Raw genomic sequence first — 23,534 nt, forward strand, 5'->3', positions numbered from 1 at the left:
AAGAGGACGTTAAATAGAATTTACTCTGGAACGCTCAGCAAATAGCTGAGCGTTTTTTCGTTGAGGTCGAGGCTTTGGGTAGCGCCGTCGAGGATGTTGTCGGCGAGGGTGTTTTTCTTGGCCTGCATTTGCTGGATGCGTTCTTCGACAGTGCCCTCGCAAATGAGTTTGTGGACCATGACCGCCTTGTCTTGGCCAATGCGATAGGCGCGATCTGTGGCTTGGTTTTCTGCGGCTGGGTTCCACCATGGGTCGTAGTGAATGACGGTGTCGGCGCCAGTGAGAGTGAGGCCAGTGCCTCCAGCTTTCAGTGAGATGAGAAAGACTTCACCTTCGCCCCCTTGGAAGCGTTCTACAAGGCTTTGGCGGTCCTTGGTAGCTCCTGTGAGGATGAGGTATGAGATATCTTGTGCGTTAAGGTGATTCTCGATGATTTCGAGCATTGATGTGAATTGTGAAAAGATCAGGACACGGTGACCTTCTTCGCGCAAAGTTTCGAGCATTTCAATGAGGTAGAGCATTTTTGCCGATTCGGCTTCGGCTCTAGCTTGCATCTGATCACTCTCAAAATTGAGTAGCGATGGGTGACAGCAAATTTGCCTGAGCTTGAGTAAGGCGTCTAAGAATACGATTTGAGCTTCACCTCCGCGTGCAACAATCGCCTGTCTCACTTGTTTATCCATTGCAGCTCGTACTGTTTCGTAGAGGTCTTTTTGTGCTGTGCTGAGGGAGATTGTGTGAAGGATTTCGGTTTTTGGTGGGAGTTCTTTTGCAACATCGTGTTTGGTGCGTCGTAGAATCAAGGGGCCGACTTTTCGATTGAGGGAATCACGTTTAGATTGATCATTCTGTTTCTCGATAGGGGAGCGGTAGTTTTCATTAAATGCAGAGCGTTCACCGAGTAAGCCCGGCATGAGAAAGGCAAATAGGCTCCAGAGTTCTCCTAGATTGTTTTCAATTGGAGTACCTGAAAGGCAAAGTCTATGGGTTGACTTGAGCTGGCGAATAGCTGACGAAACTTGAGCGCCTGGATTTTTGATGTGTTGAGCTTCATCGAGGGCGATGAGGTGATAATGCTGGGTGAGGTGGTGCTCGAGATCCCGATGAATCAAGGCGTAGGAGGTGAGGACGATGTCATAGCTCGCGATGTGGGGAAAGTCAAAATGGCGTTTAGCTCCTTGCAGAATGAGGACTTTGAGTGTGGGAGCAAACTTCGCAGCTTCACGCTGCCAGTTGACGACAACTGAGGTGGGCGCGAGCACGAGTGTGGGCTGGTTGTTAGAGCGATTGCTTTCTTTCTCGGCTAGAATGTGCGTGAGCGTTTGTAGGGTTTTTCCTAAGCCCATGTCATCGGCGAGAATGCCTCCAAAGTGATTTCTAGTGAGAAATTGCATCCAGTAAAACCCGTGTAGTTGGTACTCGCGAAGAGTGGCATGGAGGTCTGATGGGACTGAGACGGCTTCGATGGACTGGGGGTGTTGGATTTGTTCTGAAATTTTCTGAATGTTTTCAGGAACATCGAGGGGGATGTCTTGGTCATCGGCCAGCAAGGCGGCGTCGAGCGTGCTGATTTTAATCGGGCCTTCGGTAAATTTAAATTCTAACAGCTCACCGAGGGTTTTGAGGATGTGGCGGAATCGACCGACTGGAAGTGCTAGGCCACGGCCGTCAGGGAGGAAGATCATGAATTCTTGGCCTTTGGGTAAACCTTCAGTGACTTCGAGGAAATTGTTTGCCAATAGTGCTGCGAGGATGGGTTGTATTTCAAAATGTTCACCATCGATTTCGAATCCAGCGGAGAGATTAAACCAGCCTTTTGCTTCTTCGACCATTTCGGCTTTCCAAGTTTCCGCTCGGAAAATGAGTGGTTTGAGTCCCACATGAACCGAATATTGTACTTCCCAAGATCTAGATTCGAGAGCGGGTGTGGCTTCGTGTCTGAAGCGTTGCCAATAAAAATCAGGGTGTGGCCATTGTTTGTTGTCAGGTAGCCATATTTTCCCTTGGTTTCCTGCTGGGGCATCTTCGCGCATCCACTTTGGTGTGCTATCCCATTTTTTTTGTTTCGGTGATTTTTGCGGATCTTTGGGGAGGAGATCTAGGGCGTATAGAGTTTGCAGAGCTGTCATTTCGGTTTCTCGATGACGCGTAATTTTTCCATCCGGAGTGACAATGGGAATTAGTAGGCCGGAAGGTTCTAGGGGGACTTTGTGTTCGCTATAGACTGCGTAGGCGCTGGCGTAGATGTCTTGTTCTGCAACAGAATTTGAGGTGGAACTTGTAGATTTGCTCTTGCGTTCGACACGTAGAAGAAAGGTGGGAGCCGAGCAGTCTTTATTGTTCGCATCTGTATCTCTCTTTTCTGAGGAGGGGGCAGCTTGAGGCGTGGAGAGGCGTTTTCCTTGTTCCACTGCTTCCATGTGGGGTGTTTGACCAAATGCTATGGCGAGGCGTTCTCCCTTTGTTAAATAATACAGGGTGGCGGCATTGTGTTCGCAGTTGGCTTGCACGGCGCAGGAGCAAGATGCGTCGATCTGGATGGATTCATTTTCCAGCCAAAGAGCAATGATGCATTCGTGTTGGTGGCCATCTGCTGTTTGCACGTAGCTCACGATTTCAACATCGCCGGTTTCTAAAGTCTCAGCGGAGACTTGGTAGATTTTTCGCGAACGGGCGATTTTTTGACCAGTTTGGAGGTTTGATGAGCTGAATAATAGAAGCCATTGTTCTGAAGCTAAAAAATTTGAAATGGATTCAAGAGACAATGGCGAACTCATGCCTAAAATATTTAAGGGAACTTAGTTAAATAGCAATCTGAAGGTGGATATTGGACGTAAAAGAGCGGCAGATTCGCATCTGCCGCTCTCACACCTACGATCCCAATCGCTTTGGATTGTTATATTATATAGCTTCTACTAAGTCGTCTTGCGACAACTTTGGTATTGGCTGGTCCTTTTTTCGCAAACTTTTACGCATCTTGGCAAGCGCAACATTTTGTAATTGGCGAATTCTTTCTCGAGTGACACCAAATTCCAGACCGACTTCTTCTAAAGTTTTTGGTTTTTGACCATCGAGACCGAAACGAGCATCGATGATGCGCTGCTCACGCTCGTCTAGAATATCGAGTAGGTCGTCTAATTGACCGTGCATATTCTTACCTTCAAGTGCGAGAGCTGGGTCAACGGCGTGCTCGTCACCAATTAATTCTCCGTATTCGCTAGTCTCCCCTTCGTGGACAGGAGCATCGAGTGAAGCTGGACGCTGGGAGGCTTGCTTGAGCATCGCGAGCTTTTTACGTGGAATGCCGAGCACTTCGGAAAGTTCGCTATCGGTCGGTTCGCGGCCGTATTCTTCAGCGAGCATATTAGAAATGCGGCGCATTTTTGAAATTTTGTCGACCATGTGGACAGGCAGGCGAATGGTCTTGCTCTGGTTGGCAAGAGCGCGCTTTATGGACTGCTTGATCCACCAGGAAGCATAGGTACTGAGCTTGCCGCCTTTTTCAGGGTCAAAGCGTTCGACTGCTTTCATTAGGCCGATATTTCCCTCAGAGATGAGATCGGAAAGTGGGAGGCCGTAATTAGAGTAGTCTTGCGCAATCTTCACGACGAGACGGAGGTTCGCCTTGATCATATGAGTGCGTGCCTTTTTGTCCCCTAATTTGATTTTTTCAGCAAGTTCGACCTCTTGCTCTGGGGTGAGGAGGTCAGTTTTAGAGATTTCCCTGAGGTAAATCTTGAGTGAATTCTCGCTGTCGTTTCCTTTCATGGCCTTATTATTTTCTATTGGTTGCAAGTCATGCAGCAGTCGGAGAATAAGATTAGTTGTCGACTCGTTGCTATGATTCGCTAGTTCATTGATAGAAGCGGAGCATCAGTGGTTTTTTGTTTAAAAAAATCAAATTGCCATTTGAATTTCTGCTTCTATGGGTAAGAGAGACGAAGTGCTGATTTTGTTCTCAGTTTTTTGCATTTTTTGTAAAACGGTCGTATATTAAGTGTTCTACTTATTGAATATCAATGGAGTGAGAGGTGCAGCTGCACCGAGGTGTTTCGGCACAACTGCTTCACACACATGAAAAGAGTGAGGACCGTGTCAGTTTGACTCGGTTTTTTGTTAAACGATTTGTTCTAGCCAGTGATGGAGGAAGAACTTTTTATCTTCGAAGTGGAAGAGGCTGTTTGATGCTCCGATGATAGGGCGGAGTGTAGTGGGGAGCTGGAGGGTGACGAGAGTGAAGACGATCATCCACACTTTGAGGTGATTGCTAGATTTCATGCCGAGGTGAAGTGCGGCTTTATTGATGAGTTTAAAACCGAAGCTGAGGCAGACGAGCCAGAGGATTAGGCAGAGCATTCCAAAGAAGGCGATTGAGTCGCTTGAAGTGGAGAAGAGCCAGACTACGGGAGCGAAACCGACTAAGAGGAGGCTGAGAAGTGAGATCGCGCAGACAAGAAAGCCGAGTACGGTTTGGAAACTTGCTTTGATGCCAGATAGGCAACTAAAGATGTAGAGGCTAGGGAGGCAAATGAGTGCGCCAAAGCTCAAACCGAGTATGATTTTCATGGGCGCGGCCCAAAATTGTGTCCCTCCACTGAATGCTCCGACTACGATTCCGAAAATGGCAAGGCAGAGAATACTGAGAGTTGCGAGCGGCTTCCATGGGAGTGATTTATTTTCTTCAATAGTAGCGAGGAGGTCGAGTGGGCGTTTTAGCAATGCATTGAGCAGTAGGGAAAAGTTTAGAGGTTCAGTGATGATCTTCACATTTTCGGTTTTCTGAGTCTCGCTTTCTGCTGAAGCAAGCACATCGGCTAAGGTTTCTGGGACTGGAGGTGGGTTTTCGTTATTGTTTTTCATCATGTATTAGTGGTGTTGGTTAGAAAAAGTGGAGAATGCTGTGCCAGACAGTTTCGTAGAATGTGCCACGGAATGGATCCTCTCTGAGGAATGCAACTTGCAGATTTGGACTGCCAAAGAATGGCCGAAGTACCCAGGAGAGCTGAGCTCCTACAAAGAGGTTGCCAGAAATCCAGGCGAGAAAGGTCATTGTTGCAGCTTGTGGCGTGGGACAGAAGTGCTTGAGGAATCCCAGCAAGCTGAGATGTGCGACGATGCCGGCGTATGCAATGATCGTTGTATGGGTGAGAAGCGTAGCTGCGTGGTAATCTGATGCGGAATCTTGGTGAGGAGCGGGAGCTTGTATCGCGAGTCCGAGGGTGATGGGGCTTAAGGAGCCGAGAATGACCGCCATAGCTGCAAAGCCTGTGAGTAGGAACTGCATACTTTGGCGCATACTGATGCCACTATTTAAAACCTGAGCTAACAGGCCGTTGATGAGCCCGTTGACAGCAAGGGTGCAAAAGATCAAAATGGGAAGTTTGAGAGCAACAAAGGCGGCCATTTTCCAGCCATGCCAGTATCCCATTGAAAACCCGTAACTGCTGCATCCGAGAATAATGCATGGGATGGTGATGCAGAGTAAGCTGCGAGGCTTGTCGGTGAGCCATTTACTAAGAAGGGAATGATCTCCTCTGCAGAGGCTGGGGATCACTTCTCGTAATGCTTGAATGGCTGGTGTGCTGGCTATCATCTCTTATTGCCAAGAAGGTAGAGATGTTTTGTGAAAGCTTGATGAAGCCAGCGTGAAATTTTCAGTTAGACAAAAGAAAAAAAGCCGCAACGGTGATCCGCTGCGGCTTTAACAAGGAGTTGCTAGAATTTGTTAGTTACTTGATTTCACTTTTGCCGAAGTAGGGTACAAGTGCAGGGGGGATGGTGATGGAGCCGTCTGCGTTTTGGTACTGCTCGATTACTGCAACGTAGAGGCGTGGAAGGGCGGTGCCTGAACCATTGAGGGTGTGACAGAAATGGTTTTTTCCGTCGGCGTCTTTATAACGGAGACGGAGGCGGCGGGCTTGATAGTCACCGAAGTTAGAGCAGCTTGATACTTCAAGGAATTTATCTTGGCCAGGTGACCAGACTTCGATGTCGTATGTCTTGGTGGCTGAGAAGCCGATATCTCCAGTGCAAAGCTCGATGGTACGATAGTGGAGGCCAAGTTTCTGAAGGGCTGCTTCTGCATGCGCAGTGAGTTCTTCTAGAACCTCGGCTGACTTGTCTGGGTGGACGGCTTGTACGAGTTCGATTTTATCGAATTGGTGCATGCGGATGATACCACGATTGTCGCGCCCAGCGGATCCTGCTTCTCGGCGAAAGCAGGGAGTGTGGGCAGTCATCTTGATAGGCAGCTCACTTTCCTGAAGGAGAGTTTCGCGGACGAGGTTAGTGACTGGGACCTCGGCAGTAGGGGCGAGGAACATTGCTCCGTCTTCGAGTCCGTACATATCGTCTTCAAACTTTGGCAATTGTCCTGTGCCTTCCATGCAATAGCGGCGGATGATGTGTGGGACGTTGACTTCGGTGTAGCCGTGTTCTTCGGTCTGGAGGTCGAGTAGGAAATTGATTAGTGCACGTTCGAGTTTCGCACCGGAGCCGCGATAGACGGCGAAGCCGGAGCCAGAAATTTTGGCAGCGGCATCGAAGTCGATGAGGTTATGTTTTTCGGCGAGAGCTACATGATCGAGCGGTTCGGCGATGTTTGGCTTTTCTCCCCAAGTGCGAATTTCTGGGTTGTCTGCCTCATCCTTGCCAACTGGGCAATTTGCGTGTGGCAGATTCGGGATACTCATCAAAAGGTGATTTTGACGCTCTGTGACTGTGTCGGCTTCTGCATCGAGAACTTTGATTTTTTCACCAATGACTTTGACCGCTTCTTTGGCGGCTTCCGCTTCCTCGTGTTTTCCTTGACCCATTAAGGCTCCAATTTCTTTGGACGAGGATTTGCGCTCAGACTGAAGTTGTTGTTTTTCAGTCTCTACAGCACGACGGCGTTCGTCGCATGCGAGGACTTCGTTGATGAGATCTTGAGCATCGCCGCCACGTGTAGCGAGGCGAGCTTTAACTTCTTCTGCGTTGTCGCGTATTTCTCGGATGTCGAGCATGCAGCTCGTTTACATGCTGATTGCTGATCGGTCAATCGTATGCTACTGGGCGTCTGAATTTAAAAATGACTGCCTCGAAAGTGCTGCATATTTTCCTCCGAGAGCACAAAGTTCATCGTGAGTGCCGGATTCGATGATGCGGCCGTGATCGAGAACGTGAATGATGTCTGCATTTTGTATTGTAGATAATCGATGGGCTATGACGAAAGCCGTGCGGGTATTCAGCAAGTTATCGAGGGCTGACTGAATGAGTTTTTCGGTTTTACTATCAACACTCGCAGTGGCTTCATCAAGGATGAGGATGGGTTGATCTTTAAGTAATGCGCGTGCAATAGAGAGGCGTTGTTTCTCTCCGCCTGATAGTTTGACGCCACGTTCTCCTACGTTGGTGTCTAGTAGGTTTGGCAATTCTTTGATGAATGGCGTGGCGTTGGCGGCGTCGAGCGCGCGCCAGAGTTCTTCATCGGTGGCGTCACGTTTACCTAATTGCAAGTTTTCTCTAACAGATCCATTAAATAGGAAGGAGTCTTGTGTGACATAAGCTATGTTTGAGCGGAGTTCGGGTTTGTTGAGCGTGTTTAGTTCATGACCATCGATTGTGATAGAGCCGCTATCGTATTCGTAGAAGCGGGTGATTAGATTGACTAAAGTGGATTTCCCAGCGCCAGTGGAGCCAACTAGGGCAATGGTCTGTCCTGGAGCAGCGGTGAATGAAATATTGTGTAGGGTAGGGATGTCATCGTAGCTGAATGAGACGTCATTGAAGGCTACTTCTCCATGAATGGGCTTTGGAAGTAGAGCGCCTTCATCGGCGTGGAGTTCGTCTTCAGTATCGAGGATTTCAAAGACGCGTTCGCCAGCAGCTTTGGAGGCGAGTGCCATTTGATTCAAGCCGTGGAGTTTGGTGATCGGTTCGTAGAGCGCCCACATGATGGTGAAGAAGTAGAGGTAAATTTCTGTGCCGATACTTGGGTCTGAGATAATTCTCCAGCCGCCAACGCCTAGGACGAGGGTGTAACCAACGGAGTTCGCAAAGCTCATGCTCGGTGAATAGATCGCCCAGTAGCGCATGACGCGAAGGGTGGCTGTACGTACTTTGTTTGAGAGTTTGTTAAAGCGGACTAGTTCGTCAGCTTCAGCAGCGTAGGACTTGATTTGGTTCACCCCAGCGATGTTGTCGGAGAGCAGGGCGTTCATTTCGCCAGTGTAACGTTTCACCTCGCGGTGACGATCGCGTGCATTTCTGGAATAAAGAGTCGCGCCTATGAGCAAAAAAGGAATGGGAGCTAGAGCTGTGACTCCAAGAATCGGGTCTTTCCAGATGAGGAAGGCGCTGATGCCTATAATTTGTAGGATCGCAATGAGACCTTGCTCTACACCATCAATAAGAAGGCGCTCCATAGAAGGGACATCTTCGGCGACACGCGTCATGATGTCGCCAGTGCGGCGTGAGTCGAACCATTTGAGGGGGAGCCGCTGGAGTTTGGAATAGAGTTCGGAACGGAGATCGAAGATGGCTTTTTGTTCGAAGACGTTGTTGATGAGAATGCGCAAACAGTTGAAGAAATCGCGTGCGAAAAATGAGGCGAGAGCGACCAATGTGTACACTAAGACCTTTTGTTTACTTTCGGTCTTGTACTCCTCTGAATGAATGTGGGTCTGAGCTGAATTGGGTTCATTTTCGGAGCTATTTGGGGTGTTTTCTGCAGTGGTTGTGATTTTTGGCGTAGTATTTTTATCGGCGTAATTGGCGATCACGTCGGTGTAAACACGCCCAGACATTTCCGAGAAAATCGGAAGCATGGCAGTCATGAGAATGGCGCAGAGAAGCTGAGCAAATGCCAGTTTCGGGTAGCGTCCGTAGTAAGAAAAGATGCGGCGAATGGTGTTCATCAAGGAGATGGGAATGTGGCCGGAGATTACAAAAAAGTAAAGCGAAGCGAAAAATCAGTGAATTTTAGAGTTGTCGAGTGGCGGTATTGCCACCTAGTGTCCCATAACTTACACAAAATCCTACCTACACAAAATCGCACATAAAAACACCTATGGAAAAAATCTTTGGAATACTGACGGCAGTCGTCTTGGTACTTTCCGTTTGGATTGGCTTTAAAAATAGCTCAAAGCTAGCTGATCAAAAGGAAGCGCTCACAAGCGAAGAGGCTCGCATGAAGAGCAATGAAGCTGAGCAAAAAGATGTGAAAGCCAAGATCAAGGCTGAACAAGAGGAGATCGTCACCCTCGAAAACGAGAATCAAAAAGCAGGTGAGGAGCTTGTGGCCCTACAAGGGGAGATTGATGAACTTAAGTCACAAGTGAGTGACAAAAAAACCGAGCTTGAATCTATAGATGTAAAGGTTGCAGCTGCAAATGAATTGCGCGAGCAAATCTCTGATTCAGAAGATCTGATTGAACAGGTCGAGTCTACACAGAACAAGATAGCACAGCTGAAAGCTGACATAGAGTCTGAGAAAGCGAACCTTGAAAGTGTAACGCAAAGCGCAGAACAAGCTGAGTCTGTTTTAGCTGAAAAGAGCAAGATTGTTGAGTTTCGTTCAACTGGGAAATCAGCTCCAAGTCTAAGTACTACTGTTCGTGGAGTGTATGGTTCATGGGGCTTTGTGACACTTAACAGTGGAAATGCTCAAGGAGTCACTCCTGGTTCTATCTTGGATGTGCTTCGCAATGGTGAAGTGGTGGCTAAATTGAAGGTGACAACTGTGGAGCAGAATCGTTCTGCAGCAGATATCATCCCAGGAGAATCTGGCGTAAATATAGCGTTGAGATCTGGTGACCGAGTAGTGGCAGAGAGATCTGCTCAATAAGGGAAAATAAGAAACGAACCGAATAACCGAATCGCATTATGAAAACACCTTTATACGCTGTAGCTGTCGCTGGTATTGCTGCATATGGAATTTACGCTTGGACTGGAATTTCGACACAACAAGAGCTCGTCGATAAAACCAATAGTTTGGATAAAGACAACATCCGTTTGGAGAATCAAATTGATCGACTGCTTGGAAATTACAAGGATGAGCAGAGTAAGAAAGCAAGTGCTGAAGGCGCTGTGGCTGCAACGCAAGCTCAACTTGATGCACGCTCTGCTGAGCAGAGAAACGTGGCCAAAGAGCTCGCGACCCTTGAGTCATCGATTGCTGCTAAGCAGAAAGAAATTGCTGAAATGGAGAAAGTGATAGCTGGAGCGAAAGACAAACTTGGTGATGTTGATGTCAGCAGTCTGCCGGCCTATATTCAAGAGCTCAACGATAGTCGTAAGACACTGAATCGTGAATACGAGGAGCTATTGATTGCTGCTGAAGAGGCGCAAGCGAAGCGTGACACAGCTCAGAATAAGATCCAAGAGATCGTAGATAAAGAGGCAGTGCGCGGTGCAAGTTTGGCACAAAATAGTATTTCCTCTCTGGTAACTGCTGTGAATTCGGATTGGGGATTTGTAGTAATTTCTCCTCATCCTCAAGCCAAGATTGAGTCTGATTCGAGATTGATGGTGGTACGTGGTGCGCGTCCGCTGGCTCGCCTTAACATTAGTGCTGTAGAAGCGAATCGTGTCATTGCCGATATTGATTACGACAGTTTGGCAGATGGGGCACGTATTCGTGCAGGAGATCGAGTGATCTTAGCGAAACCAAATGTTCGATAAGAGCATTAGATAGGTTAAATTTTAACGCGTCATCCTTTACTGGGTGGCGCGTTTTTTTTTGAGAATTTGAGGACTTGGCTGTCTATCAGCTTGGGTGTAATGTCTGATGAACAAACCTATGGAAGATGTACTCGTTAAACAAGGCGGTGAGCCAGTAATGCAATTCTCAGTGATGCTTCAAAATAGAGCGGGGGCGTTGGGCTCGTTGGTGCGTTTGGTTCGTAGCGCTAAGGTTGAGATTATTGGAATTAGTATTCAAGATGCGAAGGACGCAACGATCGTGCGCATGTTAGTTACTGACCCTGATACAGTATGTTGTCTGTTTGCTGAAAAGGGGATCGCGTACACTACGTGTAATATGGTGGTGATTGCCTTGCGCGAGTCTGGGATTGGTCTCGGAGCATGTTTGGAAGCGCTCATGGCTGCTGAAACAAATGTGGATTTTGCCTACTCCTTGATGGCGCACCCAGATCGCCAAAGTTTGGTTGCTTTGCATTTGGAGGATTATTCCTTCGGTATTGATGTGCTGAATCGATCAGGGTTCAAAGTGCTCTATCAAGAGGATTTATCGCGTTAGGATGGCGAAGATTTTTCATCTATTTGATGAATGCGTCGTAGTGTTTTTTGAAATGCGTCAGATGTATTGAAGGTGCTTTAAAATAGCTGATTTGCGCATCTCATTGACAAAATTGTTGCTTGTCTGCTGCGCTGACTTAGTGAATGGTCGCCTCCGTCTATGAATGAACAAATTTTAAAGTCCGCAGCAGCAGAAGCACGCGGATTAGCAATTGATGCAGTTCACGCGTGTTCCTCTGGTCATTTGGGTCTCCCTCTTGGCTGTGCAGAAATCGGTGCAGTACTTTTTGGTGATAGTTTGAATTACAATCCAGCAGCACCTAAGTGGCTCAACAGAGACCGCTTTATCCTTTCTGCTGGTCACGGCTCAATGTTCATCTACACGTGGCTTCATCTCAGTGGATACGCGGTGTCATTAGAGGAAGTGAAAAACTTCCGTCAACTTCACAGCATCACTCCAGGTCACCCAGAGTTTGACGAAACACCAGGTGTAGAAGCAACTACTGGTCCACTGGGTCAAGGTGTTGCGAATGCTGTCGGTTACGCTCTCTCAGGAAAGCGTGCAGCAGCGCGTTACAACACTGCTGAGCATACTATTTTCAACCACAACATCGTTGCTCTTGCTGGCGACGGTTGTCTCCAAGAAGGTATCGCACGTGAAGCAATCGAATTCGCTGGGCACAATGGTCTCGATAACCTAGTTCTCATTTATGATAGCAATGATGTGACGCTTGATGCGATGGCTGAGGTTTCTCAGGGCCGAGATGCTGAAGCATTTTTCAAGTCTCAAAACTGGAATGCAGTTACTATCGATGGTCATGATTTTACAGCGGTGAAGAATGCTGTTGATGCAGCTAAGGCTAATTCTAACGGTCAGCCATCTGTAATCATTGCTAAGACTGAAATAGGTCGTGGTATCCCACAGGTTGCAGGTACTCAAAAAGCGCACGGTGAAGGTGGCGCTGGTTTCGCAGCGGAAGCGCGAGCAGGCCTCGGTCTTCCTGAAGAGACATTCTTCGTTTCTGACGAAGTGCGTGCATTCTTTGCTGCAAAAGCTGAAGAGTCCGCTGCAGCGATGGCTGAATGGCAGAAAACTTATGACGCATGGGCTGCGGCTAACCCAGAGCTTGCTGAAGAGCTTAACAATGGTGTGGCTAAGGCAATTCCATCTGACTTGCTCGACCGCATTCCTGCATTCGACGCAGATTACAAAGGCGCGACACGAGCCACTGGTGGCGATGTGATCAATACTATTGCTAAAGAAGTGCCGCAGCTTCTTACAGGATCTGCTGACCTCTTCGGTTCTACTAAGAACTACATCAAAGATGGCGGAGACTTCTCAGCAAAGGATGCAACTGGACGTAACATCTGGTTCGGCATCCGTGAGCACGCAATGGGTGGCATCATGAATGGTATTGCCTATGACGGCCTTTTCCACGCATCGGGCGCTACTTTCTGTGTCTTTGCTGATTACCTTCGTCCATCAATTCGTATCGCATCACTTGCGAAACTTCCTGTGACTTACATCTTCACACACGATTCCGTGGGTGTCGGAGAAGACGGTCCTACGCACCAACCAGTTGAAACAGTTTCTGGTCTCCGCGTGATTCCTAACCTCGACGTTGTGCGTCCAGGTGATCCTGAAGAAGTAGCTGCAGCGTACGCAGGAGCACTTGCTCGGGTAGACGGTCCTACAGCTCTCATTTTCACACGTCAGGGAATTCCTCACAACAGTGATGTTCCTGTCGAAGTGCGTCGTGAAGGTGCTCTCAAGGGTGGTTATGTGCTCAAGCAGGAAACTGGTGAACTCAAACTTATCCTCATGGCTTCTGGTTCTGAAGTCGGCCACATTGTTGAGGCTGCTAAAGAGCTCGGTGACGGTGTTCGCGTTGTTTCTATGCCATGTATGGAACGCTTTGAGCGTCAGAGCGAGGAATACAAGAAGAGCGTGCTTCCATGTGAGTGTAAGCAGCGTATCGCAATTGAAGCAGGCGTTTCTGGTCTCTGGTACAAGTACACTGGCTGTGAAGGCAAAGTTCTTGGAATCGACCGTTTCGGTATCTCTGCTCCAGGCGATGTGGTGATGCAGGAGCTAGGTATGACTGCTGGTCACGTAGTGGCTGCGGCGAAAGAGCTTCTTGGTTAATCTAGGTATTTCCAATTTTTTCATTGGCTCGCTCTTATAGAAGGGTGGGCCAATTTTTTTATCTGCAACTTTTTCTCGTTTGTGGGTTTTACTCTATGTGAGAAGCGCTTAGAATGCGTTTCAAATAAGTGATGAAGACTCCTCGAACCATATTTATATTAAGCCTGTTAGGGGTAGCTACGGGTTTTAGTCAAGAGCCCAGTGACATGAAGCCACCACGTGGTGACGGTCACTTTATCGAGCGCTTTGATGCCGATGGTGACGGAGAATTGTCGGAAGCTGAGTATAAAGTGGCGCGTGAGCAAATGAAGGGGAATAGGCCACCTAAGAAAGGGGATAGAAAGGGACCTCCCCCTCCCCGTGAGCCTAGGGATGAAGAGCGCTACAAGCGGATGCTTGAACGTTTTGATAAAGATGGTGATGGCGAGCTTTCAGAAGAGGAAAAGCAGGAAGCTAAAAAGAGTTTGTTATCTAAATGGGGTGATCGCGGGGAGAAGAGGCGCAAACATCTATTAGAAAAATACGATGCGGACGGAGATGGAAAACTCTCTGAGGACGAAAGCGCGAAAGCTAGGATGGCATACGAGAAGCGTAAGGCTGAGACCAATAAATACTTTCAGAAGGCGAAAGATAAGTTTACGAGTGAATTTGATGCTGATGGAGATGGCGAGCTTAGTGAGCAGGAGATGCAGAATGCTAAGAGAAGCTTTGGAGAAAAGGCTCAAAAAATGCGTGATGGCTTAGTTCAGAAGTACGACAAAGATGGTGACGGAAAGTTATCTGAAGATGAGCACAGAGAGGCATATAAGGCTGAGAAACGTAAAATGTTAGATCGTTTTGATGCTGACGGTGATGGCGATCTTAAAGGCGAGGAAAGAGCGGCAGCGTTTGATGCCATGTTGGAAGAGGATCCTTATCGCTTGTTGCACATGATGATTGGGCAGATGCGTAAAGATGATGACAGGGGTAGAGGTTCGAGAGGTCGTCATGATGGTCCTCCAAGGGATGGTGAACCACGACCACCACGGAGACCTGATGGGCCAAGACCAGAATCTGGTGAATAAAATTGAAATTTAGGAGTTCGTGACGCGGGCTCCTTTTTTATGCACTGGACTATTGGAAATAGTAGAAAAAGCACACGCGCACACATTTGACGGTTGCGTTTTATCTGAACATAAGGAAAGTCCGTGTGAGCCAATTTCCAATTCCACAAATCACATATAGTTATGAGCGATTCCAGATACCGCATTGCTATCGGCGCCGACCACGGCGGAGTAGAACTTAAAGACGCCATTGTGCGTCACCTTACCGCCCTCGGCCACGAAGTAGCTGATTATGGTACTAATTCAAAAGATTCAGTAGATTACGCAGATTTCGCTAATGAAGTTGCGATCGAAGTGAGCCAAGAGCAGTTTGACTGCGGTGTGCTTTGCTGCACATCAGGTGTTGGTGTGAGCATGGCTGCGAATCGTTTCATCGGTGTGCGCGCTGTAAATGTGCAGACTGTCGAAGATGCGAAACTAGCACGCGAGCACAACAATATGAATATTCTGTGTCTCGGTCAGAAGCATGTGGATGAAGCTACAGCCCTCGAAATGGTTAATGCACTGCTCGAAACTGAATTTGAGGGTGGTCGCCACGAAGCTCGCCTTACAAAAGCTTCAGGTTCAGCGATTGCAGTAAGCGATCCAGACATTTTTGCTGCTATTCACGAGGAAGGACTTCGTCAGCGCAACAACATTGAACTCATTGCATCCGAAAACTTCACTTCACGTGCAGTGCAGGAAGCGCAAGGTGGTTTGCTTACGAACAAGTACGCAGAAGGTTATCCTGGTCGCCGTTGGTATGGAGGTTGTGAGAACGTGGATGTTGTCGAGCAGATTGCTATCGATCGTCTCAAGGAACTTTTCGGAGCGGATCACGCAAATGTGCAGCCGCACTCTGGTTCACAAGCGAACACCGCGGTGTATTTCTCCGTGCTTAAGCCGGGTGATAAGATTCTTACCATGGATCTCGCTCACGGTGGTCACCTTACACACGGCCACAAGGCAAACTTCTCAGGTAAGTTTTATGAAGTGACTCACTACGGAGTGAGTGAAGAAGATGAGCGCATCGATTACGACGCACTTGAAAAAGTAGCGGAAGAGCTTAAGCCTGCGTTGATCACCACTGGTGCATCTGCTTACCCTCGTGAGATTGATTTTGAACGCATGGGACAGATTGCCAAGAAAGTGGGAGCTTACCTCTTTGTTGACATGGCTCACATCGCAGGTCTGGTTGCAGCTGGCGTTCATAACAACCCGGTCCCGCATGCTGACTTTGTGACTTCTACTACACATAAGTCCCTCCGTGGACCACGTGGTGGTGTGATCCTTTGTAAGGAAGAGCACGCGAAGAAGATCGATTCAACCGTTTTCCCAGGTATCCAGGGTGGTCCTTTGATGCACGTGATTGCTGCTAAAGCGATTTGCTTTGGTGAGGCACTTCAGCCCGAATTTAAAGCATACTCTGCGCAGGTAGTAAAAAATGCACAGGCAATGGCTGGACGTCTTAGCGAGCTCGGTTACCGCATCGTTTCTGGTGGCACAGATAACCACTTGATGTTGGTCGATCTTCGTCCAAACGGTATCGATGGTTCTATCGCATCGACTGCTCTCGATGAGGCTGGGATCACAGTGAACAAGAACTCTATTCCATTCGATACAGCAGGTCCGTTCAAGCCATCCGGTATTCGTATCGGTACTCCAGCGGTTACCACGCGTGGAATGAAAGAAGATGACGCTGTGAAAGTAGCTGACTTCATTCATGCCGCGATCGAGAACCGTGAGAACGAAGCGAAGCTCGAGGAAATCCGCAATGAGGTATACGCCTTCAATCGCGCGTTCCCACTTCCTCGTTAATTGACAGGAGCTATTATTTGAACGCCCTTAGCTGAGTGATCGGCTAAGGGCGTTTTTTAAATTGTTTACTGAGTGGGTGTTACTGGCTGAGTAAGCTCGGCCTTTGGTTGCTGCTGGCTGGTTGTGTCGGAAGCAGCAGGTGTTTCAGACGTGGTAGGAGTTGGCTGATTGTTGGAAGGGGGCTCAGTTGAGCTTGATGCTTCGTTGGTTTCAGAAATGATGAGTTCTTCACCTTCTGGAGCAACGAGTTCGTGAAGTTGCTTAACCCACTTGAGGATATTGTTGTGACCGACATTTGCCTTGATGTGAGCGAGCATTCGCTGGGCAGCACCGAGTTCGTCACCAGCTTCGAAGACATCGAGTTCCATCTCCCATTCAAGGTTAGGTTTTTCAGTTTCGATAAATTTAAGATATTCAGGAGATTGCATGTCCTTTTTCATGCCAATACGCTTGGTATCTCGTTCTTGTGACCAATGTTCGAGCATGAGCTCTTCGTACATGATGCGTTGTTTCCATGCAGAACGAAGCTTATCGGCTTGTTTATTTTCGCGATAGGAAGGGAAGATGATTTTTTCGTAAACGTCCGAAATATTTAGAGGTGTGTTTGGCCAGTCCTTGATAGTGTAGGTGCCAAAGCCGTAGACCTTAGCGAAGACAGTGCCTTTTACATTTTGTTTAAGCATGTCTTCGAATCCGTCTAGAGTTTCTGCGTCGGCATAGATGTTATCGATTGCTGCTTTGACCTTGGGTGCGAGCTCTGAGACGGGTTTTTCTTTTTGTTGGAGTTGTGCGGCCTCAATGGTGAGTGTGAGCCAGTTGAGTTGGTGGCGCAGGGCGCAGCGAAAACCTGATTCAGAATGACGCTCTTTGTTTTTTTCATTAGATTTCCAGTTGCGGAAGTCACTATAGCTTTTGCCTTTGTCGGTGAAATTGAGCTTTTCGTAACACTTTAAATAAAAGTCGAGAGCATCGCTATCAGAGTTCATGGCTGAACGATAGGCTTGGTAGGCGGCCGATTGACGCTGCGTCATCGCTTCCTTCCCTTTATTGATCATGTAATCAAGTTGCTCGGCAAGAGCTTCGCGGTCAGCTTTACTGAGAGTTTCGGCGTGAGTGGCAGGCGTGAGGGAGCATAGCGCCACGAGCACGCTTGGCATAAGTGCGTGTTTGAGCATGGTTTGGGATCGTTGGATATTGTTACTGCCAGTAGGTGGTTGGCAGTGGTCCAAACTAGCTATCGCGGAGAATTCTGGCGAGGCAAAAAATCATGCAAGCTGCTGTAAGCTAGCGCGAATGCGGTAGCCTTGGCGTTTGGGGCGGGTGCCTACTTTTGCAAGCCAGTCGATGATGTCAGCTTCGAGTTCTTTGCATTCCTCGTTCCAATGCTTAGCTTGCTTGAGAATACAGACGCATTCTTCGACGTGACTGAAGTAGACGTCAGTGGCTCCTGTTTGTTTGAGTTCGAAGAGTTCGTCTTGAAGTTCTTTGAAGAAGGCGAGTTCGAAGCCGTCACCTGCATTGCGAGCTGCGCGTTCGAGTGAGATCGTGACAGGTGGCGCCATTGGGATGATCGCTTGAGCAATTTGCCCGTAGCCGATGCGGCTGAGCATGTGGGAAATACGTTTGTATAGATCTTCGATCTTCAGTACGCGCAAGCTACATTTATTTTCCAAGTAGTGAATGACGCCTTCATAGATATCATCGGTGAAGGCAAAATCGTTTTGATGGGCGCGCACGGCGGCTTGCTCAATGGCCTTGCGGATCCAGTGAGTAGAGTAGCCAGTGACTTGGTAGCGTCCGACTTGGAGAACGGGTAGGTTGCCTACGATACAGATCATAATGGAGGTGATTTAGTCTTTAAAGAGGGGGCGTTGTAGAGCATTGCTATGCGAGCGGTGCTCAAGTTTTTGGATTTCTCTGATAAATTCACCAACATCTTCGAATTGTCGGTAAACAGAGACGTAACGGACATAGGCCACAGGGTCGATGTCGTGGAGCTTGTCCATGACTTTTACTCCAATGATGTCTGATGGACATTCTGAGAGGTGGTCTTTGTGCAGCTCGGCGAGGATTTCTTCGACTGCTCGGTCGAGCCTGTCCATTGACACGGGACGCTTTTCGCAGGCCTTCACGAGCCCTCTGAGGAGTTTCTCGCGGTTGAGAGTCTGGCGCGTCCCATCGCGTTTTACCACGCGCAGTTCTGTGCGCTCGATCTGTTCGTAGGTCGTGTAGCGGTAGTGACAATGCAGGCACTGGCGACGACGACGCGTAGTCGTCCCGTCCTTCGACATACGAGAGTCGATGACTTTGTCTTCGAGTGAACCACATTGAATACAGCGCATAGTGAAAAGAATGATTGCCATCGGCTATGGAGCACGAATCAGTGCTTGTCTATGTCAAAAATGACGAAAAAAATCATGCTTTTCTCATAGTTAACTGACCTAAAATAAAAGTTTTAAAAGGAAGGAGTCTGTCCACACCTTATTCACAAAAAAGTGCCGTTATTTGTAAAATAATCAGTCTTGGCAAAAGTTAGCGGAGGTGCATAGTGCCCGCGCAATGAGCGATCAGCCGACAAAATTGATTGAGAAATCTGAAACAGTTTCCATGCGTCAGGATTTGATGGTGTTAACAAAAGTGCGCTTGAATGTTTTTGTCTTAATTACTACACTCTTCGGCTTTTTGCTCGCTTCTAAATCGATCGCTGGTGGATTTAGTTTTGGGATGCTGGATTACTGGAAGCTTTTCCACACTTTGCTGGGGACTGCAGCCTCGGCGTTTGGCGCTGCGGCGTTTAATCAGTTGATGGAGATTGAGCAGGATAAGCAAATGGGGCGCACAAAGAATCGTCCGTTGCCATCGGAGCGGATGAGTGTGACGACTGCATTTATTATCGGTTGGGTGCTTTCGGCATTTGGAGTGATTCACCTTGGCAATACGGTGAATGTGGAGTCGGCGTACATTGCGGCGGCGACGATCGCGATTTACGTTTTTGCCTACACTCCGATGAAGCGCCAACACTCGGCGAATACTTTGGTTGGAGCGATTCCAGGCGCGACGCCTCCGATGATTGGTTGGGCGGCAGCCGGTGGAACGTGGTACGCGTGGGAGTCATGGTACCTTTTTGCGATTCTTTTCTTTTGGCAATTGCCACACTTTGTGGCGATCAATTGGTTTTGCCGCGAGCAATACGAGGATGCGGGTTACAAGATGTGGTCGAATGGTGATGTGAGCGGGAAGAAGACGGCAAAGCTCGCACTTATTTATAGTTTCGTGCTGGCTCTGTTAGCACCTATTGCCTGTTTGCCGGGCGTGGAAATGGCGACTTGGCCGTGGGGTATAGGCGGTTTTCTTGCTGGCGCTTATATGTGTAAACTTTCGGTGGACTTCGGTAGAATTGGTGATCGCAAATCGTCGCGCAAGCTGTTCTTTTTCACTCTTTTGTATCTTCCTCTAGCTTTGACTCTTTTAACGCTGAGCTGGAACTAAGCATTTTAATTTTAAACAATGACACCTGTTTCTCAACTCGAACCTGCGGAGCGTGATCCTAAAGCGATTCGCCGCACTGTACTTATTTTGATCGGACTGATGATCGCTGGGGGAGTGATTATTTGGTATAAATATATGGAACAGCAAAAGCGCGATCAGGAGGAAGTCATCGCTGGTCGCTCCCCGCGCATTTCCCGTCTGACGAAAAACTTTGCCGGTGTATGCCAAGATGGGGAGAGTCGAGGCTTAGATGATCTCGAGGGCAAGGTGTGGGTTGTGGCTCCCGTGGTGCCGAATCATCCAGAGGAAAATAAGATTCAGCTGGCGAAAATGCAGGACTTGGCGGAGCACTATAAGGATAGGGACGACTTTCATCTCGTGTGTATTTCTGTGGCTGATCCGAATGAGCATGGCTATGAAGAATTGGCCGAAATGGCAAAGACAGTGAATGCGGACATCGATCAATGGTGGTTCATGGCGGCGGAAGAGAAGGCTGTCATTGGATTCCTTAAGGATCACTTGAAAATGGCGCACATCAAGGAGCGCAGTGGTGAGGACGCTGAAAAGTATGGCAAGCATGATATTGCGGCTCAGCTCCGAGTGGTGGATCAGAGCCGTCGCGTGCGTGGTGAGCATCAACAGTTTGATTTTGATTTCGCTCGTTATAAGACTGAGCTAACAAAGAAGGAACTCGCTGATAATCCCGAGCTGCTGAATGATCCTGCGGCAAAGGCGGCTGCAGAACTCTATCTTAATATGGATGAGTTGTGGACGAAGCGCATGTACAAGGTGATTGATTATACCTTTGAGGAAACTGAGACGGATAAGGATCCTAACTACATCAACGCGATCATCGTCGCTGCGTCGATTGTTGGATTTATTGTAATTATGGGTGTCCGCTTGCGCGCGCGCAAAAATGGGTAATAGTCCGAGAAAGCAAATTTTGATATAATGAAGGATAAAACAAAAATCACTCTAATTTATGTGGGAGTTGGGGTTCTCTCGATCGTTTTGATTAGCGTCTTTATGTGGCTCGGAAAGCAGCGCAGTTCACAAGCTGAGCAAAGTGAGGAAAGACGAAATGCGATTGTGATCGAAGAGGTGGTGAAGCCGCTTACAAAGCTCGATAAGCAACTTACTGAGGACCTGGAAGGAGTGAACCAGGATGGTGAAGAGGTAAGCTTGTACGACTTAAAAGGGAAGGCAGTTGTTTTCGCTCAATTCTATAGTCGTTGTAACATGTGTCTTGGGCACAATAAAACGATCATGCAGGAGCTGCACAATGAGCTGAAAGAGAACCCGAATGTGCACTTTGTGACGGTGACGCTCGACCCTGATTTTGATTCACCTGAGAAGCTGGCAGAGTCAGCGAAAGTGTGGGGGGCTGATAGCGACTCGTGGTGGATGCTGAATGTGCCGAAAGAGAAGCTTACGAAGTATTGCCGCGAGCAGCTTTGGTACATTGATTTTGCGGACAATGAGGACAAGACGAGTGCGGCTGATGCGATTAACCACGACATGGGGATTGCGGTGATTGATGCGGATTCAAAGTTACGCGCGAAAGTGAATCTCTATGAACTGAAATCAAGTGGACAAGACGAGCTTTATGAAGCGAAGAAGAGTCAGTTGTTGGAAGTTGTAGATCTTGCAGTCGGAGAGGCCGATGAATAGTGGTTTTGGCATGCATTTTCGCTCAATATTAGGGCATGATTCATTTGCTGTCTCATGAATGTTATTTAATACAAAGACATGGAAGACTATAAAAGCTATCTCCAGCGCACGCCAAATGAGGCGCTGGGAAAGAAACTTAAAATTACGGCCTGGATTCTTACTACAGTAGTTCTCGTTCTGGTTGGATTGATGCGTCGTCCCGAATTACGGATTGAGCTTCCAGAGGGCTTTAGCTTTAGCTTTCTTCCGCCAGTTCACGCTATTTTGAATACTATTGTTTCGATCTCGCTGGTGGTGGCGTTGTTAGGCATTAAGAAAAAGAATATCCAGCTCCATGTGCGAGCGATCAGTGTGGCGATGCTGATGTCGGTGCTCTTTTTGTTGTGTTACGTTTGTTATCATTTCACCACCGAAGAAGTACGTTATGGAGGTGAGGGGATGATGCGTGCTGTGTATTTCTTCCTCTTAATCACACACATTGTACTCGCGGGCGTGAGTTTGCCATTTATCCTATTTACTTGGATCAATGGATTTACCAACCAGTTCGCTAAGCACAGAAAGTTGGCCCGTTGGGTATTTCCGATGTGGCTTTATGTGGCTGTGACTGGGCCGATTTGTTACCTCCTGCTCAAACCTTATTACTAAGCATTGCCAGTTTCGGCTGTGAGGTATAGGTAAGGGCAATAAATTAATAACGTAACACACTGCGACTTTGTCACTCCGTAGGGTCTTTCTCTACGAGCATTTGGCGGATAGTAGTGCTAGCTAGAAAAATGAAAATCATTCGATATCAAGATGCTGAATATGCAGAGTTCGTTCAGCAGTTAGACCGTCAGGCCATTCCTAGTACAGAGCTGTACGAGACAGTTGCAGGGATTGTGGATGCGGTGAAGCAGCGCGGTAATGCGGCTGTCTTTGAATTTACGGAACGTTTCGATAAACTTGCGCTGACGGACGAGACACTTTTTGTGACTGAGGAAGAACTCGCAGAAGCTGAGGCCTTGGTGGAGGATTCAGTGAAGGAGGCTATTGCGGCTTCGAAGAAAAATGTGCACGCATTTGCGAAGAAAAGCATGCGCCAGGATTGGAAGTGTACAAATACTGAAGGCGCAGAAGTGGGAGAGCGCTTCGTGGCTTATGACCGAGTTGGCGTCTATGTTCCTGGCGGGAAGGCTCCTTTGGTTTCAACTGCGCTGATGACTGCATCCATTGGCCAAGCGGTGGGCGTGAAAGACATTTTAGCAGCGACCCCTGCGGGCGCTGATGGGAAAGTAAATCCGTCCTTGCTTTACGCTCTGAAAGAATCTGGTGCGACTCAAATTATCAAAGTCGGTGGTGCGCAAGCTGTGGCGGCAATGGCACTGGGGACTGAGACAGTGAAACCTGTGGAAAAGATTTTTGGGCCGGGGAATAGTTTTGTAGTAGAGGCGAAACGCCAGTTGGTGGGAGCGGTTTCTATCGATCTGTTACCTGGACCAAGTGAGGTTTTGATCATTGCTGACGACTCCGCGAATCCAGCTTTTGTCGCTGCAGATTTGCTGGCGCAAGCTGAACATGGTGGAGATAGCGTGGTGGGTTTTGCTACGACTTCGGTTGAGTTGTTAGCTAAAGTAGAGGTGGAAGTGGAGCGTCAGATAAAGTCGCTTTCACGTGCGGAGTACATTCGCCAAGTGCTCGACAATGGGACCTTTGCTCTGGTGGTTCCAAATTTGGATGAAGCGATTCGCATCTGTAATGTTTTCGCGCCGGAGCACCTTTCACTCATTGTGGAAGACGAAGACAGATGGCTTGACCAGGTGAAGACTGCGGGAGCGATTTACGTGGGTAATTTTGCCGCTGTGGCGGTGGGGGATTTCTTAGCAGGCCCCAGTCACACGCTACCTACTGGTGGTTCAGGTAAATCATTTTCAGGCATCCGAGCCGATCAATTTCAGCGCAGAACAAGCATCGTTCGTATGGATCAAGCGAGCGTGCAGAAGGCTGAGAAGTACGTGACAGAATTTGCACGAGTGGAAGGACTCGATGCGCATGGGGCTTCCGTAAGTATTCGAGCAAATGCTTAAATTAACCGAGGATATTACTTCACAGAA

General features: G+C 48.1%; 20 protein-coding genes. 11 read left to right on the plus strand and 9 right to left on the minus strand.

Translation table 11 applies throughout. From position 1 onward, the window contains the following. Window positions 1–20: 20 nt before the first annotated feature. The 6 genes from ACFPK9_RS11810 to ACFPK9_RS11835 form a co-directional block, all read right to left on the minus strand. Window positions 21–2,777, minus strand: a complete 2,757-nt coding sequence (locus ACFPK9_RS11810; RefSeq protein ID WP_377095105.1) for an SNF2-related protein — start codon at window positions 2,775–2,777, stop codon at window positions 21–23. A 124-nt stretch (window positions 2,778–2,901) separates the two neighbouring features. Beyond that, complete coding sequence (locus ACFPK9_RS11815) at window positions 2,902–3,768, minus strand: sigma-70 family RNA polymerase sigma factor (RefSeq protein WP_377095106.1); 867 nt, start codon at window positions 3,766–3,768, stop codon at window positions 2,902–2,904. 348 nt (window positions 3,769–4,116) lie between these two features. Continuing rightward, window positions 4,117–4,863, minus strand: a complete 747-nt coding sequence (locus ACFPK9_RS11820) for a hypothetical protein (protein ID WP_377095107.1) — start codon at window positions 4,861–4,863, stop codon at window positions 4,117–4,119. A gap of 16 nt (window positions 4,864–4,879) precedes the next feature. After that, complete coding sequence (locus ACFPK9_RS11825) at window positions 4,880–5,593, minus strand: hypothetical protein (protein WP_377095108.1); 714 nt, start codon at window positions 5,591–5,593, stop codon at window positions 4,880–4,882. A 136-nt stretch (window positions 5,594–5,729) separates the two neighbouring features. Then, window positions 5,730–7,004, minus strand: coding sequence for a serine--tRNA ligase (gene serS, locus ACFPK9_RS11830; protein WP_377095109.1), 1,275 nt, complete (start codon window positions 7,002–7,004; stop codon window positions 5,730–5,732). 42 nt (window positions 7,005–7,046) lie between these two features. Next, complete coding sequence (locus ACFPK9_RS11835) at window positions 7,047–8,897, minus strand: ABC transporter ATP-binding protein (protein WP_377095110.1); 1,851 nt, start codon at window positions 8,895–8,897, stop codon at window positions 7,047–7,049. A gap of 152 nt (window positions 8,898–9,049) precedes the next feature. Between ACFPK9_RS11835 and ACFPK9_RS11840 the strand changes: the two genes are divergently transcribed. From ACFPK9_RS11840 to rpiB, 6 genes are all read left to right on the plus strand, one after another. Further along, window positions 9,050–9,826 carry a hypothetical protein gene (locus tag ACFPK9_RS11840; RefSeq protein WP_377095111.1) on the plus strand — a complete coding sequence of 259 codons (777 nt, stop codon included), beginning with the start codon at window positions 9,050–9,052 and terminating at the stop codon, window positions 9,824–9,826. 38 nt (window positions 9,827–9,864) lie between these two features. Beyond that, the gene (locus tag ACFPK9_RS11845) at window positions 9,865–10,662 is read left to right on the plus strand and encodes a hypothetical protein (RefSeq protein ID WP_377095112.1); all 798 of its coding nucleotides are present in this window, start codon (window positions 9,865–9,867) and stop codon (window positions 10,660–10,662) included. Window positions 10,663–10,780: 118 nt separating this feature from the next. Next, window positions 10,781–11,239: a hypothetical protein gene (locus tag ACFPK9_RS11850; protein ID WP_377095113.1), complete on the plus strand. Its 459-nt coding sequence runs from the start codon at window positions 10,781–10,783 to the stop codon at window positions 11,237–11,239. Window positions 11,240–11,398: 159 nt separating this feature from the next. Next, the gene (gene tkt, locus ACFPK9_RS11855) at window positions 11,399–13,384 is read left to right on the plus strand and encodes a transketolase (RefSeq protein WP_377095114.1); all 1,986 of its coding nucleotides are present in this window, start codon (window positions 11,399–11,401) and stop codon (window positions 13,382–13,384) included. Window positions 13,385–13,590: 206 nt separating this feature from the next. Further along, window positions 13,591–14,448 (plus strand): EF-hand domain-containing protein, encoded by an 858-nt coding sequence (locus ACFPK9_RS11860; RefSeq protein ID WP_377095115.1) that lies wholly within the window; start codon window positions 13,591–13,593, stop codon window positions 14,446–14,448. A gap of 162 nt (window positions 14,449–14,610) precedes the next feature. Then, a complete protein-coding gene (rpiB, locus tag ACFPK9_RS11865) occupies window positions 14,611–16,284 on the plus strand; it encodes a ribose 5-phosphate isomerase B (protein ID WP_377095116.1) in 1,674 nt (557 codons plus the stop codon). Window positions 16,285–16,349: 65 nt separating this feature from the next. On the opposite strand, the gene ACFPK9_RS11870 is transcribed toward rpiB, so the two are convergent. The 3 genes from ACFPK9_RS11870 to nrdR form a co-directional block, all read right to left on the minus strand. Next, the gene (locus ACFPK9_RS11870; RefSeq protein ID WP_377095117.1) at window positions 16,350–17,459 is read right to left on the minus strand and encodes a hypothetical protein; all 1,110 of its coding nucleotides are present in this window, start codon (window positions 17,457–17,459) and stop codon (window positions 16,350–16,352) included. Between the two features lie 90 nt (window positions 17,460–17,549). Further along, window positions 17,550–18,122 (minus strand): hypothetical protein, encoded by a 573-nt coding sequence (locus ACFPK9_RS11875; RefSeq protein ID WP_377095118.1) that lies wholly within the window; start codon window positions 18,120–18,122, stop codon window positions 17,550–17,552. 12 nt (window positions 18,123–18,134) lie between these two features. Then, window positions 18,135–18,626, minus strand: coding sequence for a transcriptional regulator NrdR (gene nrdR / locus ACFPK9_RS11880; protein WP_377095119.1), 492 nt, complete (start codon window positions 18,624–18,626; stop codon window positions 18,135–18,137). A 217-nt stretch (window positions 18,627–18,843) separates the two neighbouring features. On the opposite strand from nrdR, the gene cyoE reads away from it, so the two are divergent. From cyoE to hisD, 5 genes are all read left to right on the plus strand, one after another. After that, window positions 18,844–19,773: a heme o synthase gene (gene cyoE / locus ACFPK9_RS11885; protein WP_377095120.1), complete on the plus strand. Its 930-nt coding sequence runs from the start codon at window positions 18,844–18,846 to the stop codon at window positions 19,771–19,773. Between the two features lie 18 nt (window positions 19,774–19,791). Next, window positions 19,792–20,697, plus strand: coding sequence for a hypothetical protein (locus ACFPK9_RS11890; RefSeq protein WP_377095121.1), 906 nt, complete (start codon window positions 19,792–19,794; stop codon window positions 20,695–20,697). Window positions 20,698–20,724: 27 nt separating this feature from the next. After that, a complete protein-coding gene (locus ACFPK9_RS11895) occupies window positions 20,725–21,444 on the plus strand; it encodes an SCO family protein (protein ID WP_377095122.1) in 720 nt (239 codons plus the stop codon). Window positions 21,445–21,522: 78 nt separating this feature from the next. Beyond that, on the plus strand, window positions 21,523–22,089 hold the full coding sequence (locus ACFPK9_RS11900) for a DUF420 domain-containing protein (RefSeq protein ID WP_377095123.1): 567 nt from the start codon (window positions 21,523–21,525) through the stop codon (window positions 22,087–22,089). 128 nt (window positions 22,090–22,217) lie between these two features. After that, window positions 22,218–23,507: a histidinol dehydrogenase gene (gene hisD, locus ACFPK9_RS11905; protein ID WP_377095124.1), complete on the plus strand. Its 1,290-nt coding sequence runs from the start codon at window positions 22,218–22,220 to the stop codon at window positions 23,505–23,507. Window positions 23,508–23,534: the final 27 nt, after the last annotated feature.

The sequence above is a fragment of the Rubritalea spongiae genome (assembly GCF_042652385.1).
Taxonomy (GTDB): domain Bacteria; phylum Verrucomicrobiota; class Verrucomicrobiia; order Verrucomicrobiales; family Akkermansiaceae; genus Rubritalea; species Rubritalea spongiae.

Excerpts from the sequence above, each read along its gene's own strand:
- ACFPK9_RS11900 (WP_377095123.1), top strand. The coding sequence starts at position 21,523 with ATGGAAGACTATAAAAGCTATCTCCAGCGCACGCCAAATGAGGCGCTG.
- ACFPK9_RS11845 (WP_377095112.1), top strand. The coding sequence starts at position 9,865 with ATGAAAACACCTTTATACGCTGTAGCTGTCGCTGGTATTGCTGCATAT.
- ACFPK9_RS11820 (WP_377095107.1), bottom strand. The coding sequence starts at position 4,863 with ATGATGAAAAACAATAACGAAAACCCACCTCCAGTCCCAGAAACCTTA.
- ACFPK9_RS11840 (WP_377095111.1), top strand. The coding sequence starts at position 9,050 with ATGGAAAAAATCTTTGGAATACTGACGGCAGTCGTCTTGGTACTTTCC.
- ACFPK9_RS11850 (WP_377095113.1), top strand. The coding sequence starts at position 10,781 with ATGGAAGATGTACTCGTTAAACAAGGCGGTGAGCCAGTAATGCAATTC.
- ACFPK9_RS11825 (WP_377095108.1), bottom strand. The coding sequence starts at position 5,593 with ATGATAGCCAGCACACCAGCCATTCAAGCATTACGAGAAGTGATCCCC.
- nrdR (WP_377095119.1), bottom strand. The coding sequence starts at position 18,626 with ATGCGCTGTATTCAATGTGGTTCACTCGAAGACAAAGTCATCGACTCT.
- ACFPK9_RS11860 (WP_377095115.1), top strand. The coding sequence starts at position 13,591 with ATGAAGCCACCACGTGGTGACGGTCACTTTATCGAGCGCTTTGATGCC.
- ACFPK9_RS11835 (WP_377095110.1), bottom strand. The coding sequence starts at position 8,897 with ATGAACACCATTCGCCGCATCTTTTCTTACTACGGACGCTACCCGAAA.
- rpiB (WP_377095116.1), top strand. The coding sequence starts at position 14,611 with ATGAGCGATTCCAGATACCGCATTGCTATCGGCGCCGACCACGGCGGA.
- tkt (WP_377095114.1), top strand. The coding sequence starts at position 11,399 with ATGAATGAACAAATTTTAAAGTCCGCAGCAGCAGAAGCACGCGGATTA.
- ACFPK9_RS11815 (WP_377095106.1), bottom strand. The coding sequence starts at position 3,768 with ATGAAAGGAAACGACAGCGAGAATTCACTCAAGATTTACCTCAGGGAA.
- ACFPK9_RS11810 (WP_377095105.1), bottom strand. The coding sequence starts at position 2,777 with ATGAGTTCGCCATTGTCTCTTGAATCCATTTCAAATTTTTTAGCTTCA.
- ACFPK9_RS11870 (WP_377095117.1), bottom strand. The coding sequence starts at position 17,459 with ATGCTCAAACACGCACTTATGCCAAGCGTGCTCGTGGCGCTATGCTCC.
- ACFPK9_RS11875 (WP_377095118.1), bottom strand. The coding sequence starts at position 18,122 with ATGATCTGTATCGTAGGCAACCTACCCGTTCTCCAAGTCGGACGCTAC.
- ACFPK9_RS11890 (WP_377095121.1), top strand. The coding sequence starts at position 19,792 with ATGACACCTGTTTCTCAACTCGAACCTGCGGAGCGTGATCCTAAAGCG.
- serS (WP_377095109.1), bottom strand. The coding sequence starts at position 7,004 with ATGCTCGACATCCGAGAAATACGCGACAACGCAGAAGAAGTTAAAGCT.
- hisD (WP_377095124.1), top strand. The coding sequence starts at position 22,218 with ATGAAAATCATTCGATATCAAGATGCTGAATATGCAGAGTTCGTTCAG.
- ACFPK9_RS11895 (WP_377095122.1), top strand. The coding sequence starts at position 20,725 with ATGAAGGATAAAACAAAAATCACTCTAATTTATGTGGGAGTTGGGGTT.
- cyoE (WP_377095120.1), top strand. The coding sequence starts at position 18,844 with ATGAGCGATCAGCCGACAAAATTGATTGAGAAATCTGAAACAGTTTCC.